Genomic DNA, 14,403 nt, shown 5'->3' with positions numbered 1-14,403 from the left:
GGCCGGCCGGACTCAGCGGCCGAGCTTGGCGATCAGCCAGCCGGCAGCGAAGGCAACGCCGAACGACGCCAGCGGACGCTCGCGGATCAGGTCGGCAGCGCTGTCGACCAGGTCCTTGCCCTTGTCGAGCAGTTCGTCGACCTGCTCGCGGCCGGCCTCGTTGAGGCCGCTGAGCGCGGACATGCCGGCCGAGGCGCCGTCGGACAGGTCGGCCTTCAGGTTGGCCTGGCCGGTCTTGAGCTCCTCCGCGGCGGCGGCGGCGGCGTTGCGCAGCGCGCTGCCGGCGTCGGTGGCGGCCTGCTTCAGCGAGCCGCCGCAGTCACCGAGGTCCTGCTTGAGGGTATTGGTCGGGGTGGTGCTCATGGTGGTTCTCCGTTGGGGGGTGAAAGGGTGGGGGCGGAACACCTACTGCAGGCGCAGCTGGTACTGGCGGCCGCCGCGGACCACCAGCAGCACCAGCGCATCGGGCTGGCCGGCGAGGGTGGCGCGGAAGCCGGACAGATCGTGGAACTGGCCACCGGTGGCCGCGCGGATCAGGTCGCCGGCACGCAGGCCGTTGCGGGCAGCCGCGCTGCCGGGTTCGACGCGCTCCACCAGCACGCCGCTGATGCGGTCGGTCTGCCGGCGCAGTGCTTCGGGAAGGTCGGACAGCGTGGCGCCGGCCAGGCGCGGGTCGTAGGACGCACCGTCGCGCGGCAGCTCGGTGAGGCGGGTGGAGATTTCGACGGTGCGGCCGTCGCGCAGCACCGACAGCGTCATCGGCGCATCCACCGGCTGCAGGCCCTGGATATTGCGCAGCGCCTCGGCATTGTCGACGCGCTGGCCGTTGGCACCGACGATCACGTCGCCGGTGCGCAGCCCGGCGCGCGCACCGGCCGCGCCCTCGTGCACGCGGGTGACCACCGCGCCGCGGGCCTCGGCGATGCCCAGCCCCTGGGCGATACGCGCATCGACGGTCTGCGTATCGACACCCAGCGTGCCGCGGCGCACGGTGCCGCTGTTCTCCAGCTGGCGCATCACGCTGCCGGCAAGATTCGACGGGATCGCGAAACCGATGCCGATATTGCCGGCCATGCTGCCGCGCACGTTGAAGCTGGCGGTGTTGATGCCGACCAGCTCGCCGCGCAGGTTGACCAGCGCGCCACCGGAGTTGCCCGGGTTGATCGAGGCATCGGTCTGGATGAAGTTCTGGAAGCCGATGCCGGGCACGTTGCTGCGCCCCACCGCGGAGACGATGCCCGAGGTCACCGTCTGGCTGAAGCCGAACGGATTGCCCACGGCGACGACGAAATCACCGACACGCAGCGTGCTGCTGTCGGCCAGCGGGATCGCGGTGAGGTCGGCGGATTCCACCCGCATCAGCGCGATGTCGGTTTCCGGGTCGGAACCGAGGAACTCGGCCGGCAGCGTCCGTCCGTCGGACAGCGTCACCGAGACCTCGTCGGCGCCCTCGATCACGTGGTGGTTGGTCAGCACCAGGCCGCGCTGCGCGTCCACCACCACGCCCGAACCCAGCGACTGGTCGAGCCGCTCCTGGCTCATTTCCGGGAACATGCGGCGGAAGAACGGATCGTTGCCGAACGGGCTGACCTGCACGCGCCGCGTGTTGTGCACGCCGACCACCGCCGGGATCACTCGCTCGAGCATCGGCGCCAGCGACGGCAGCGGCTGTCCATCGATCGACGGCAGGCCGGAGGCCGCCACGCCCGCAGGCAACGGCGCGGGCACGGCCGGCTCGGCCGCACGCGCCTGCCGTGGCAGGTCGGTCAGCACCGTGGCGGCCATCCCGCCGAACGCGGCAGCGGCGATCAATGACATCAGGATTCGGGTCGAACTCTTCATCGGCATGTGCGGGATGGGTCGCTTCCGGCATCGGCCGCGCGCTGGCGGCCGGTGCGGGAACGACGGGGTGGCCAGGAAACATCGGGTGTGGCGCCCGCTGCATGGAGGTACAACCGCACCCCTGACCTGACTGCGACGCCAACGTGCCCAAGTTACCGTAACCGGTGCGTGAGGACGCACCGGCAGGTGGCCACTCCGGGTGCTCGCACGGGCTCATCGCAAGGCATGCCGGAGACCGATCGCGAGCGCGCTGTCGCGATGCGCGCCGTGCACGCCCTGGCTGCCGTCCAGCCACCAGTGCGTGTTCCGGCCGAGGCTGCCGGCAAGGCCCACGCGCAGCGTGGTGTCCGCGCTGTCGTGCGCGCCCGGCAGCGCGAACCCGACGTCCGGCGCGCCGCGGAAGGCGGCATGGATCGGGTCCTCACGGTCGAGGTCGCGGCGATGGCGCGCGTCCAGTTCCAGCCGCAGCGGGCGGGCGCCCGTGCGCCAGTCGCGGGCAAAGCGCACGCCAACGGTTGTCGTCAGCCGCGCTTGCCGCGATGGGCCGGCCATCAGTTCGAAGCCGGTGTCGCCGTGCTCGGCGAAGCCGTTGCCGCGCACGATGCCATGGTCGAGCGCGACGAACGGCACCAGTTGGCCGCCCGCGAAGGGCAGGTCGCGGCCGAGTTCGCCATGCAGGTGGGTGTGCACGAAATCGCGCCGTGTGCGCACCACATGGATGCCTGCCGCACCGAGTTCGATCGGACGCTGCAGCTGCAGGCGGGTCTGCGCGACGCCGACCGCGCCGGTCGCGTGCCAGCCGCGGCCGCGGTAGTGCGCGTGCACACCGGCCGCGGGTGCATCGCCGGAACCGTGGCCACCGAGCTCGTCGACATCGAACGACATCCGGCCGCTGCTGACGCTGCCACCCACCAGCAGGCGCGGCGACAGCCACTGGTCGATGCCGCTGGCCAGCCCTTCGAGTTGCTGGCCGGCGGCGTGCTGGCGGATGTCCTGCGTCCAGTGCCGGGGGCCTGCCTCGAACCGTTGGCCTGCAAGCCGCGCATCGAGCCGGGCCGCAGCGTGCGCGGCGTGGCGATGCAGCGCGCCGGACATCGCTGGGTGGGCATGGCCGGCAAGGCTGTCCAGGCTGCGCCGGGCCCGCGACGGATCACGCAACCACAGCACCGAGGCGGCCGAGGCCAGCATCCGCCGCTGGCCGTCATCCAGCGATGCGGGCGGTGCAAGCGCGTAGCCATCGACGCGTGCCAGCGCGCGCTCGACGTTGACGGCACTGGCCTGGGTGATCCGGCCCTGCAGGCCCTGGGCGGCCGCAGCGGCCGGCAGCGAGATGCGAACGAGGTCGAACCACACATCATTGGCGCCGTAACGCGGCGAGCCGCTGATCGCCAGGCCGGGCGACGTCCACTCGGCGAACCTGCCGGACACACCGCCCCTGGCATGGATGAGGTGATGCCCGCCCGTTGCGGGAAGCGGATAGGGCGCCCACGCATCGTCATGCACCCGAAGCTCCAGCGTGCCCGCGAGAGTGGCCCGACCATCGACGCGGAGCGGTTGCGGAGAATCCCAGCCCGCCGGGGCAAGCGCGAATGCGAACACGCCGACATTCGACTGGGAAAGGTCCCCACCGATCAGCAGGGCATTGCCGTAGGTGGCCCCCAAAACCTCGAGGCGGTTGTCGTTGTGGAGATCGCCAGACACGATTTCACCGAGAACGACCGTCCCACGGTTGAGGAAGTCGCCGTCGATGGTTCCCCACACCTCGGCGTTACCGTGGTTTTCCACGTCACCCACGATCTGGTTGCCGCTCGAAGTGCGCAGTACGCCCTGCGGCTCGACCCGGACGTTGGCTTGCAGGATCGTGCGATAGCTCATCTGTAGCAGGCCGCCTTCGATGCGGACGCCGTCGTCGAACCGGTAGTTGCCGGGAAGCAGAGTGAGCTGGCCGTCGCCACGCAGGTTCAAGGCGTGCCCGCTTTGCGTGACGGGCAGATCCTGCGATTCGCCACTGGCCAGGGTGACATTGCAGTTCGACGTGACAGGCATTGGACAGGGGTTGAATGCGCCCGCCGGCGGTGGAGGTGGCGCAGCCGGTGGCGGCGCTGCAGGCGGGAGGCTTGGCACCGTGCCGCCACCACTGCCGCAGGCGGACAGCATCAGCGCGGCAAGGCAGACGGTGGCGGGATGGGGGCGGGTGTCGAACATGGCGGCGTCCTCGAATGGACTGCGCCAGCGGGCGTCGGGGTGGCCGCGCCCGTGGCGCGAGGTGGTGGCAGCGGCGTGCTACAGCCGGGTCGAGATCCCCTCGCCACACAGGCGGGCGATCACGCTGCCGTCGGCGGCGTGGCGGGTGGCGGTCACCGGGCCGTAGGCGGTGTTGCGGTCGTTGCTCAGCAGGATCGTCCGCTCGATCACCTGGTAGCCCATGTAGGCACCGGTGGCGCTGGCGTACCAGTCGAAGCGGACCTGCGCGCGGTACTGGCGGGTGCGCATGTCGTACGACCATTTGCCGAGCCCGAACGTGCGCAGCTGCGGCGCGCCGGGGATGCCGGCCGGGCTGACCTCGGGGTTCTCGACCAGAGTGCCGCCGAGGTTGAACACCATCGTGTTGTGCCCGACCAGTGGCGGCTTCGGCCCGCCGGGGGTGCAGGCGGCCGGGCTGACATAGATGTCGGTGGTCCACAGGCCGGTGAGGCGGTTGGCCGGCAGGTTCAGCAGTGCGTCGCTGGCCGGGGCGGGTGCGCTGGCGGCGATCAGGCCCAGGGCCAGCGTCAGGACGGGAAGGCGGTTCATGGCGGACTCCTTGCAGGCGGGCGGATTGCCCGGCCGCCATGCAACGCCCGCGATGGCCGTTCACGCTTGCAGAATCCGCTGAAACAGGCTGAAACCTGTTGAATCAGCTCCCCCGATGACGCCGACGCAGGACGCCCACGCGCGCCATTACCGGTTCGGGCCGTTCCGGCTCGATACGCAGACCCGTGAGCTGCAGCGCGATGGCGCCGCCGTGGTGCTGACCGCCAAGGCCTTCGACGTGCTGGTGGTGCTGGTCGAACACCGCGGGCGCGTGGTCGGCCGCGACGAGCTGCTGTCCACGGTCTGGGCCGGGCGCGTGGTGGAGGAGAACAACCTCGCCCAGGCCATCGGCGCGCTGCGCCGCGCGTTCGGCACCGATGGCCAGGACCACCGCTATATCGTCACCGTGCCCGGGCGCGGCTACCGCTTCGTCGCCGACGTCGAGGTCGGCGCGGAAGGCGAAACCCCGCCCGCTCACGCAGTCGCACCGGTGGCCGCGGCCCGATGGCGGCCGCTGCTGCTTGCCGGCATTCCACTGCTGATGGCGGTGACCGCGCTGGCCTGGTGGTGGACCGAACGGCAGCCAACCGCCGAGTCGTCCGTTGCAGCTGCAAGCGCGTCCGCGCCGCCGCTGAGCCTCGCCGTGCTGCCATTCCGCTCGCTGCCCGTCGAGACACGCGACGAGCTGCTGGAACTCGGCATGGCCGACACCCTGATCACCCGCTTCAGCGGTTCGCCGGGATTGCGCGTGCGGCCGCTGTCGTCGAGCCAGCGCTTTGCCGGCGTGGCGCAGGATCCGCTCGAGGCCGCGCGCCAGCTTGGCGTGGACTACGTGGTCGAGGGCACCGCCCAGCGTCGTGGCGACGCGGTCAAGGTCAATGCGCGGCTGCTGGCGGCCGATGGCAGCACGCGCTGGTCGGGCAGCTTCGATGCGCGCAGCGGCCGCGTCTTCGTGCTGCAGGACCGCATCGCCGACGCGCTGGCCGACGCGCTCGAGGTCAGCGTTGCCGCGCCCGCGCACCGCAGCCCCTGCGACGGCGACGACGTCGAGGCCTATCGCCACTACATCGCCGGCCAGTACCGCCTCAGCCGGCCGTCGGCGCTGCGTGCGAGGCAGGCGCTGGAGGAGTTCGGCCGCGTGCTCGAGCGCGATCCCGGCTGCGCACGCGCGTATGCCGGCATGTCGCAGGCCTGGCGCACGCTGGTGGCGACCGCCGATGTCGACCCGGCGCAGGTGTTTCCGCGCGCACGGGCGCTGGCCGAGCGCGCGCTGGCGCTGGATCCGCGCCTGCCGGAAGCGCACCTGGCACGCGCATGGATCGCGTTCTGGTACGACTGGGACTGGGCCGCGGCGGAAGCGGCGTTCCGGCGCGCGATCGAGCTCAACCCCGGCCTGGCCGACGCGCATTTCGGCCTGGCCCATCTGCTCAGCAATACCGGCCGCGCCGACGAGGCGGCCGTGCTGGCGCGCGAGGCGATGGCGCTGGATCCGCTGTCACCGGTCATCCATGCGATCGGCGGCTGGTTCGTGGCGCCGCCGGGCGAAGCCGCGGCCTATATGGACCGCGCGCTGGAACTCGACCCGGACTACTGGCTGGCGCTACTGATGCGTGGCGCCAGCCGTGCCGCCGCGGGCGATCCTGCGCGCGGGATCGCCGATCTCGAACGCGCACGCAAGCTGTGCGGTGACTGCAGCCACGCACTGGTGACCCGCGGCATGGTCGCGGCACGCGCCGGCGACCGCGAGCTGGCGCTGCGCATCCTGCGCACGATGGAAGCGCGCGACCGCGAGGGCTACTGGCCAGCCTCGACGCTGGCCACGCTGCACAACGCGCTCGGCGATACCGCCACCGCGCTCGACCTGCTCGAGCGCGCCTGGCGCGAACGCGACGTGCGGATGGTGTTCCTCAAGGCCGACGAGCCGGCGCGCTGGCGCAATCTGCGGGAGGAGCCGCGCTACCGGGCGCTGGTGCAGCGGATGGGCTTTACCGACAGCGGCGTTCCCGGGTCCAGCGCCGACGCACCGTAGAACGCCCGCTCACTGGAACGAATACGCCAGCGTCATCGAACAGGTCCGCGGCGGACCGTAATAGCCGATGACCACGCCGTTCGGATAGGCGAAGCCGGTGGTGCGGTAGCCGGTGTCGGCGAGGTTGTCCACGCGCAGCGCCAGCTCCCAGCGCTGCTGCGGCGAGGTCCAGGCCAGCGAGGCGTTCCACAGCGCATAGCCCCCCTGGCGCAGCCGTGGGTCGAGGTCGGTGGTCGGCCGGGTCTCGCTCTGGTAGCGGCCGTCGATGCGCCCGAGCAGCCAGCCGGCGTTGCGCAGCGGAACGTTGGCGACCAGCGACGTGCCGGCGGTCCACCGCGGCGCGTTGGGGAAGTGGCGGCCGTCGGCCACGTCGGTGCCGCCGTCGATGTATTCGTCGTAGCGCGCGTGGAGGTAGCCCAGGTGGCCGCTCCAGCGCAGCCACGGATGGATCCGTGCCTGCCACTCGAACTCCGCGCCGCGGGTGGTGCCGCGGCCGGCGTTGCGGTAGTCGGGGAAGCTCGACTCGCCGACCGGGATCAGCACCGCCAGCTGGATGTCGCGGTAGTCGTTGTGGAACAGCACCGCGCCCATGTCCAGTCGGCCGTCCAGCCATGCCGCCTTGATACCCGCTTCGTAGGCGTTGACGGTCTCGGCGTCGATCGGCCGGACCGACCCGGGAAACCTGGTGGCTTCGGCGCGCACGTTGTAGCTGCCGGCCTTGAAGCCGCGGCTGGCCTGCGCATACAGCGTGGTGCGCTCGCTGGCACGCCACGACAACGCCAGCCGGGGCGTCGGGGCGTTGAACGTCGCGCGGTCGGTGAAGTCGGCCGACAGCTGGAACGGCACCGTTGCCTGGTCGTCGGGGTAGTAGCCGTTGTAGGCGGTGGCGGTCTTGCGCTCCACGGTATGGCGCAGGCCGGCATCGAGCTGCCAGGCCGGCGCCAGGTCGCGGACGATGCTTGCGTAGACGGCCGCGCTGCGCGTGCGGATCGAGCCGCGTGCGCCGTAGAAAACCCCGGGCTGGAACACGGTGCGCCCGCTGCCGGCCTCGGTGCCATCGAACAGGTGCAGGCCGGCGACCAGGTGCCAGTCCGCACCACCGCCGTGCAGCTGGAATTCCTGCGAGCGCTGTCGCTCGTCGAAGTCGCGGCGCAGGGTGAAGATGGTGCGCGGCAGGCTGTCCATATCCAGCACCGCGCGGGAATCGCCGTGACGCCACGCGCTGATCGAGCGCAGTCGCCACTGCGCGTGCAGGGCCCAGTCGATCGCCAGCGAGGCACCCTCGCTGTCCAGGTCGAGGCGCTCCGGCGCGCCGCTGCGCACGTCGTGGCGCCCGGGATCGAGCGGGATCTGGTCAGGGTCGACGCGCGGCGGCGGCACCGCCAGCCGGCGCCCGCCCGGTGCGCCGGAGCGGTCGCGGTAGCGGTCCCAGGACAGGCGCACCTCGACGTCGTCGCGCGGCGTCCACAGCGCGCTCCCGCGGGCGACCGCGGCATCGCGCGCGCTGGTTTCGGCGCCGTTGAACAGGTTGCGGCCGTAGCCGTCGCGGTCGTAGCCGGCCAGCGCGATGCGCGTGCGGACGGTGTCGGCCAGTGGCAGGTCCAGTGCCAGCCTGCCGTCGCGGCGTCCGTGATCGCCGGCGGTCAGCATGACCTTTCCACCGAATGCCGGCGAGGGCTCGCGGGTGACCAGCCTGATCGCGCCGCCGATGGTGTTGCGCCCGTACAACGTGCCCTGAGGACCGCGCAGCACCTCCACGCGCTCCACATCCAGCACGTCGAGCAGGGCGCCCTGCGGGCGCGCCAGGTGCACGTCGTCGATGTAGATGCCCACGCCGGGTTCCGCGCCCCAGATCGGGTCGAACTGGCCGATGCCGCGGATGTGCGCGGTGACGCTGCCGTTGAAGGCGCGCGCGGGATGGATGGTCAGGTTGGGGGTGACCATGTCCAGCGCGGCGATGTCGGTCGCGCCGCGCGATTCCAGTTCGTCGCCGCTGATCGCGGTGATCGCCTGCGGCACGTCGTGCAGCGGTTCCGGCCGCCGGCGCGCGGTCACCAGCACCCGATCGAGCTGGACCGCGGTGGGGGCGATGGCGCGATCCGCGGCGGCGGGCGGGATCGGCGGGGCCGCGTGGGCGGCGGCCACGGGCCAGGCGACAAGCACGCAGGCGAGGGTTCCGCGGCGCATGCCGGGCTGTACGCGGAATGCACCCGGCTGCGGCCGTGGAAGGCCATCCGCGGCTGCCACGCCCGTGTCGCTGCGATCCGGAAACCGATGCCGCCACGCACCGCGCCAGCATGCGCCCGAGGCCTGTTCAGGCCGCTCCGCAACCGGCCGGGGATGCCCTTGATCCGGGCGTTTCCGGACCCCGCAAACCGCACGTCGGAGACCCCGTCAAGGCGTTGACTTCACTCCCGGCCACGCGTAGCTTGGGCCGCGTTGTCCACTACATCTTGGGGTCCGGGTGAAGTCCTCATCCCAAGTGCTGGTGGATCGGCAAGGTCGGCATGCAACGCCTGACGGGGAGGCGGAAGTGCAGGTAATCGGCCCTCGGCCACGCGGAAACCACAGACACGATCGCGATGCGTGACCACGCAGCGCGGTCCGGCCGTCGGCGCGCCCTTGCGCCGGCGCTGGACACCCCATCATGAAAAAACACGACGGCGGAAACACTCCGTCGGCCACCACAGGAGACAGGTCAGGCATGAGTACGGTGCGCCTCGAGGCGGTCAGGAACGACACGGCCATGGAGATCCCGATGCAGCCCGCGTCGGCGGACATCTGGGACAAGAAGTACCGCCTCAAGACCAAGCAGGGCGAGCCGGTCGATGCCGACATCGACGGCACCTACCAGCGCGTCGCCCGCGCCCCTGGCCGATGCCGAGCCGAACGCGGAGAAGCGCAAGTACTGGAACGAGCGTTTCCTGTGGGCGCTGCGCCGCGGGGCGATCCCGGCCGGCCGCATCACCTCCAACGCCGGCGCGCTCGACCACAAGCCCGCGACCAGCACGATCAACTGCACCGTGTCCGGCACCATCGGCGATTCGATGGACGGCATCCTGCAGAAGGTCCACGAGGCCGGGCTGACGCTCAAGGCCGGCTGCGGCATCGGCTACGAGTTCTCGACCCTGCGCCCGCGCGGCGCGTTCGTCGCCGGCGCCGGTGCCTACACCTCGGGCCCGATGTCCTTCATGGATATCTACGACAAGATGTGCTTCACCGTGTCCTCGGCCGGTGGTCGTCGCGGCGCGCAGATGGGCACCTTCGATGTCAGCCATCCCGACGTGCGCGACTTCATCCGCGCCAAGCGCGAGGACGGCCGCCTGCGCCAGTTCAACCTCTCGCTGCTGGTCACCGACGGCTTCATGCAGGCGGTGGACACCGATGCCGACTGGCCGCTGGTGTTCCCGCTGTCGCTGAAGGAAGAGCACGAGGTCGACCTCGCCAACGCCGACCAGGTGATCTGGCGCGAGTGGCCGCAGACCGAAGGCTACGTCGTGCGCGACGACGGCCTGGTCGCCTGCAAGGTGTACGGCAAGGTCCGTGCCCGCCACCTGTGGGACATGATCATGGTCTCGACGTACGACTACGCCGAGCCGGGCTTCATCCTGATCGACAAGGTCAACGAGATGAACAACAACTGGTGGTGCGAGAACATCCGCGCCACCAATCCCTGTGGCGAGCAGCCGTTGCCGCCGTACGGCGCCTGCCTGCTGGGCTCGATCAACCTCACCAAGTTCGTGCGCGATCCGTTCACCGACCAGGCGCGCTTCGACTGGGAGGAATACAAGGAAGTCGTGCGCGTGTTCACCCGCATGCTCGACAACGTGGTCGAGGTCAACGGCCTGCCGCTGGAAGAGCAGCGCAACGAGATCATGCGCAAGCGCCGCCACGGCATGGGCTTCCTCGGCCTCGGCAGCACGGTGACCATGCTGCAGATGAAGTACGGCTCCAAGGAAAGCTGCGAGTTCACCGAGCGCATCGCCCGCGACATGGCGATCGCCGGCTGGGAAACCGGCCTGACGCTGGCGCAGGAAAAGGGCCCGGCGCCGATCATGGAAGAGCGCTTCACCATTACGAAGGAAATGCTGCGCAAGCGTCCGGAGATGGCGGCCGACGGCTGGAAGATCGGCCAGGAGATCGAAGGCAAGGTGCTGCACGCGCGCTACAGCCGCTACATGCAGCAGGTGGCCACGGTTGCGCCGGAGCTCGTCGAGCAGCTGGCCGAGACCGGTGCGCGCTTCACCCACCACAGCTCGATCGCCCCCACCGGCACCATCAGCTTGAGCCTCGCCAACAACGCCTCCAATGGCATCGAGCCGTCGTTCGCGCACCACTACAGCCGCAACGTGATCCGCGAGGGCAAGAAGTCGAAGGAGAAGGTGGACGTGTTCTCCTTCGAGTTGCTGGCCTACCGCGAGCTGGTGAATCCGAATGCGATGCCGTTCGCGGAGAACGCTGAAGCGCAATTGCCCGACTACTTCATCTCCGCCGACGACATCTCGCCCAAGGAACACGTGGACGTGCAGGCCGCCGCGCAGAAGTGGGTGGACAGCTCGATCTCCAAGACCGCGAACGTCCCCACGGATTACCCGTACGAGGACTTCAAGGACATCTACACCTATGCCTACCAGCAGGGCCTCAAGGGCTGCACCACGTTCCGCTTCAACCCGGCCGCCTTCCAGGGCGTGCTGGTGAAGGAAAAGGACCTGGAGAACACCACCTACCGCTTCGAGCTCGAGGACGGTTCCGTGGTGGAGGTGAAGGGCAACGAGCAGATCGAATACGACGGCGAGACCCACACCGCCGCCAACCTGTTCGACGCACTCAAGGAAGGCTATTACGGAAAGTTCTGATTGATGGCGCGGTCCGCCGCGCCGGTCGCTCCGCACGACAGCACGTGAAGGCAATCCCGTAATCCGCCGCGCCGGCACCGTCCGCGCAACAGACGAGGAAACCCCGATGAGCAATGGAAATGGAGTGACCGCGACGATCCTCGATGCCGCCGAGACCGTGGCCGACAAGGCCCAGGATGTCGGCAGCAGCGTGGTCACCACCGCGCGGCAGGCGGTCAAGCGCGTCAAGGACACCGCGAAGAAGGTCGGCAGCAAGGTGGGCCGCAAGGTCGCATCGGCCAGGCAGAAACTCGCCGCCAAGGACAACGCGGCGGACGAGGCCGAGGGCATCAGGCGCGCCCGCGTCGCGCGCAAGGGTGGCGCCACCGTGAAGTCCGCCACCCCGGCGAAGAAGGCCGTTGCCAGCGGCGCCGGTAGCGCCGCGAAGCGTGCCGCCGCGCGGCCGCTGACCGCCGAAGTGGCGGCAAAGAAGCTGGTGGCCCGCAACGCCGCGGCCGCTGCCGCCAGGCAGGCCGAAGGCCGCGTGGTCGGCCGCGCCACCGGCAAGGCGGTGGCGAAGACCACCGGCAGGGTCGCCACGAAGAAGGTGGCGGCGAAGAAGGCTGCAACGAAGAAGGTGGCGACCCGCAAGGCCGCCACCGGCAAGGTCGCGAAGAAGGCCGCCACGCGGGTGGTGGCGAAGAAAACCGCAGTGCGCACCGCGCCTGCAAAGAAGAGCGCGAAGAAGGCCGCCCGCAAGGCGCCCCGCTAGCGTCCTCGCCTCGCCCCTCCCGCGCGTGCGGAGAGGGGCAAGGGCGAGGGCCTCCATCCAATCCAGAACACCGCAATACGGGAACAACCATGGCCGTCAGGATCGAAAAGAAAATCAAGGGTTACGCCGTCGTCCTTCCCGAGGACAAGGCGAAGGAAGCGGCCGCCGCCGCGCAGGCCAGCGCCACCGCCGACAGCAGCGAGCGCCCCAGCGCCGACGTGATCCAGATGCACGAGCGCATCGAGCGCCCCGACGTGCTGATCGGCAGCACCTACAAGATCAAGTCGCCGCTGGTCGAGCACGCCATGTACGTGACCCTCAACGACATCGTGCTCAACGCCGGCACCGAGCACGAGCAGCGCCGCCCGTTCGAGATCTTCGTCAACTCGAAGTCGATGGAGCACTTCCAGTGGATCGTCGCGCTCACCCGCATCATGAGCGCGGTGTTCCGCAAGGGCGGCGACGTGACCTTCCTGGTGGAAGAGATGAAGGCCGTGTTCGACCCCCGCGGCGGCTACTTCAAGGCCGGCGGCGTCTACATGCCGTCGCTGGTGGCCGAACTCGGCTCGATCGTCGAGGAACACCTGAAGTCGATCGGGATGATCCACGACCCCGAAATAAGCGACGCCGCCCGCGCGCTGATCGCCGAGAAGCGCAAGCAGTACGAAGACCGCTCAAAAAAAAACGCTGACGTAAGCCCCACCGCACCCGCCGCGTTGAACCCTTCTCCCGCCCCAGCGGGAGAAGGTGCCCGCAGGGCGGATGAGGGCGCTTTTGGTTCCAGCGACCACCCCGAAGACATCGCCGTAACCGGCGACGGCGCCAGCTTCCCGCCCACGGCCACCATGTGCCACAAGTGCAGCACCAAGGCCGTGGTGATCATGGACGGCTGTGCGACGTGTCTGAACTGTGGCTACTCGAAGTGCGGATGATCTAGCTGGCAACGATGAGGAGCCATAAATGGGGCCGTAGTTCAGAAGTGGACCGGCCCCATTTTCTTGACCGATGGTGTTTTGCGATCCCGGGGTTATGCACCAGGATTAGACACCGGTGCCGATCCCAAGGCGTTGATTCTGTTGCAGGAAGTGCGGATCGGAGCGGGGAAGGCTCAGGTTTATACGCGGGGATTAGATCCCGATTTGTCTTCGAATAGGTGTTAGGCGCTATACGACAGGGGGTCGCGATGCGTGGATTCGTACTAATTTCTGCTCTGCTCGCATCGAGTAGCGTTGCGGCGCAGAGCTGCTATGAGGACTCGATCATCAGCCCGAGTCCCTTTATGGGCAATGATGGTGAGGTCTTTAAGCTCTCGGATGGAACTCTGTGGGAGGTTAAATACGAGTACGAGTACCTTTACGAGTACTACCCGACGGTAATTATCTGCCCTAGCCTGGGCAAGCTAGGGATTGATGGAAAGATGCTGTCGGTAGAAGCAATTGGAACAGCTGCGACCCAATCTGCGTCAAGCCTCTCAAATGACGGAATTGTCGAGTCAAAAATCGATGGTGAGTTCAATGGCTGGGAGGGGGAGACCATCTTCAAGCTCAGGAACGGTCAGATATGGCAGCAGATCGATGGCCGCTATAAGTACAAGTACAAGTACAGTCCCGCGGTGCTACTTATCCCACGCGGAAATCATCATGAGATGCGCGTAGAGGGAATGGATGTGGCGGTGAGAGTCGTTCGGCTGAAGTGACACAAGCGTACGGGCGGGAGCGCCGGATCGACAGAACGCCGCGCCTAACAATTCATTCAAGCCGATGCCGCTTCGCGGCACGGCTTAATTCTGGTGTTAGGCCGCACGGGGGTTCACATGAGGCATGAGAATGAGAGCGTTGATTCGGGGACCGTGATGAGAATCGTATCTGCGTTACTGGCCTTCGGAGGAATCCTTGCACTGGGCTCAGCTGTCCTCCGACTCTTCTCGGAAGGGCCGAGTGATTGGTGGTCGGTGGCCTTGGCAGTTGCGTCAATCTACGGGATCTACCTATTTGGCCGGTACGCGATCACCGGTCGCTTAGCGCTCGTGGAGAAGCGTCGCGGTGCGGCCTAACAATGCGTTCAAGCCGAACCCGCTTCGTTACGCGGCCCAGGCGGCAGGTAAAGCTTGCCACCTGGTCCACTTCACTGCG

At 68.8% G+C, this 14,403-nt stretch carries 9 protein-coding genes and 1 pseudogene; 5 read left to right on the top strand and 5 right to left on the bottom strand.

Annotated elements, in window-relative coordinates:
- Positions 1–12 precede the first annotated feature (12 nt).
- The 4 genes from E5843_RS12480 to E5843_RS12465 all read right to left on the bottom strand — a co-directional run bounded on the left by E5843_RS12480 (position 13) and on the right by E5843_RS12465 (position 4,635).
- A complete protein-coding gene (locus E5843_RS12480) occupies positions 13–363 on the bottom strand; it encodes a hypothetical protein (protein WP_134674241.1) in 351 nt (116 codons plus the stop codon).
- 42 nt (positions 364–405) lie between these two features.
- Positions 406–1,818 (bottom strand): Do family serine endopeptidase, encoded by a 1,413-nt coding sequence (locus E5843_RS12475; protein ID WP_425478395.1) that lies wholly within the window; start codon positions 1,816–1,818, stop codon positions 406–408.
- A 237-nt stretch (positions 1,819–2,055) separates the two neighbouring features.
- Positions 2,056–4,047: an autotransporter domain-containing protein gene (locus E5843_RS12470; protein ID WP_136412816.1), complete on the bottom strand. Its 1,992-nt coding sequence runs from the start codon at positions 4,045–4,047 to the stop codon at positions 2,056–2,058.
- Positions 4,048–4,125: 78 nt separating this feature from the next.
- The gene (locus tag E5843_RS12465) at positions 4,126–4,635 is read right to left on the bottom strand and encodes a hypothetical protein (RefSeq protein ID WP_134674238.1); all 510 of its coding nucleotides are present in this window, start codon (positions 4,633–4,635) and stop codon (positions 4,126–4,128) included.
- Positions 4,636–4,750: 115 nt separating this feature from the next.
- Between E5843_RS12465 and E5843_RS12460 the strand changes: the two genes are divergently transcribed.
- Positions 4,751–6,664 carry a winged helix-turn-helix domain-containing protein gene (locus tag E5843_RS12460; protein WP_141066048.1) on the top strand — a complete coding sequence of 638 codons (1,914 nt, stop codon included), beginning with the start codon at positions 4,751–4,753 and terminating at the stop codon, positions 6,662–6,664.
- 9 nt (positions 6,665–6,673) lie between these two features.
- Here the strand turns inward: E5843_RS12460 and E5843_RS12455 are convergent, their stop codons facing one another.
- Complete coding sequence (locus tag E5843_RS12455; protein WP_141066047.1) at positions 6,674–8,851, bottom strand: TonB-dependent receptor; 2,178 nt, start codon at positions 8,849–8,851, stop codon at positions 6,674–6,676.
- Between the two features lie 517 nt (positions 8,852–9,368).
- Here E5843_RS12455 and E5843_RS12450 point away from each other — a divergent pair.
- From E5843_RS12450 to E5843_RS12435, 4 genes and pseudogenes are all read left to right on the top strand, one after another.
- Positions 9,369–11,520, top strand: a pseudogene (locus tag E5843_RS12450) (adenosylcobalamin-dependent ribonucleoside-diphosphate reductase).
- A gap of 106 nt (positions 11,521–11,626) precedes the next feature.
- Entirely contained in the window at positions 11,627–12,271 is a 645-nt protein-coding gene (locus tag E5843_RS12445; RefSeq protein WP_136412813.1) for a hypothetical protein, read from the top strand.
- Positions 12,272–12,360: 89 nt separating this feature from the next.
- Positions 12,361–13,203 carry a TSCPD domain-containing protein gene (locus E5843_RS12440; RefSeq protein ID WP_136412812.1) on the top strand — a complete coding sequence of 281 codons (843 nt, stop codon included), beginning with the start codon at positions 12,361–12,363 and terminating at the stop codon, positions 13,201–13,203.
- A 251-nt stretch (positions 13,204–13,454) separates the two neighbouring features.
- Complete coding sequence (locus E5843_RS12435) at positions 13,455–13,967, top strand: hypothetical protein (RefSeq protein ID WP_136412811.1); 513 nt, start codon at positions 13,455–13,457, stop codon at positions 13,965–13,967.
- Positions 13,968–14,403 lie beyond the last annotated feature (436 nt).

Origin of the sequence: Luteimonas yindakuii, from assembly GCF_004803715.2 — a bacterium.
Lineage (GTDB): Bacteria > Pseudomonadota > Gammaproteobacteria > Xanthomonadales > Xanthomonadaceae > Luteimonas > Luteimonas yindakuii.
Note: the sequence above shows the minus strand (reverse complement) of the source record. Positions and strands in the feature narration are given on the sequence as shown.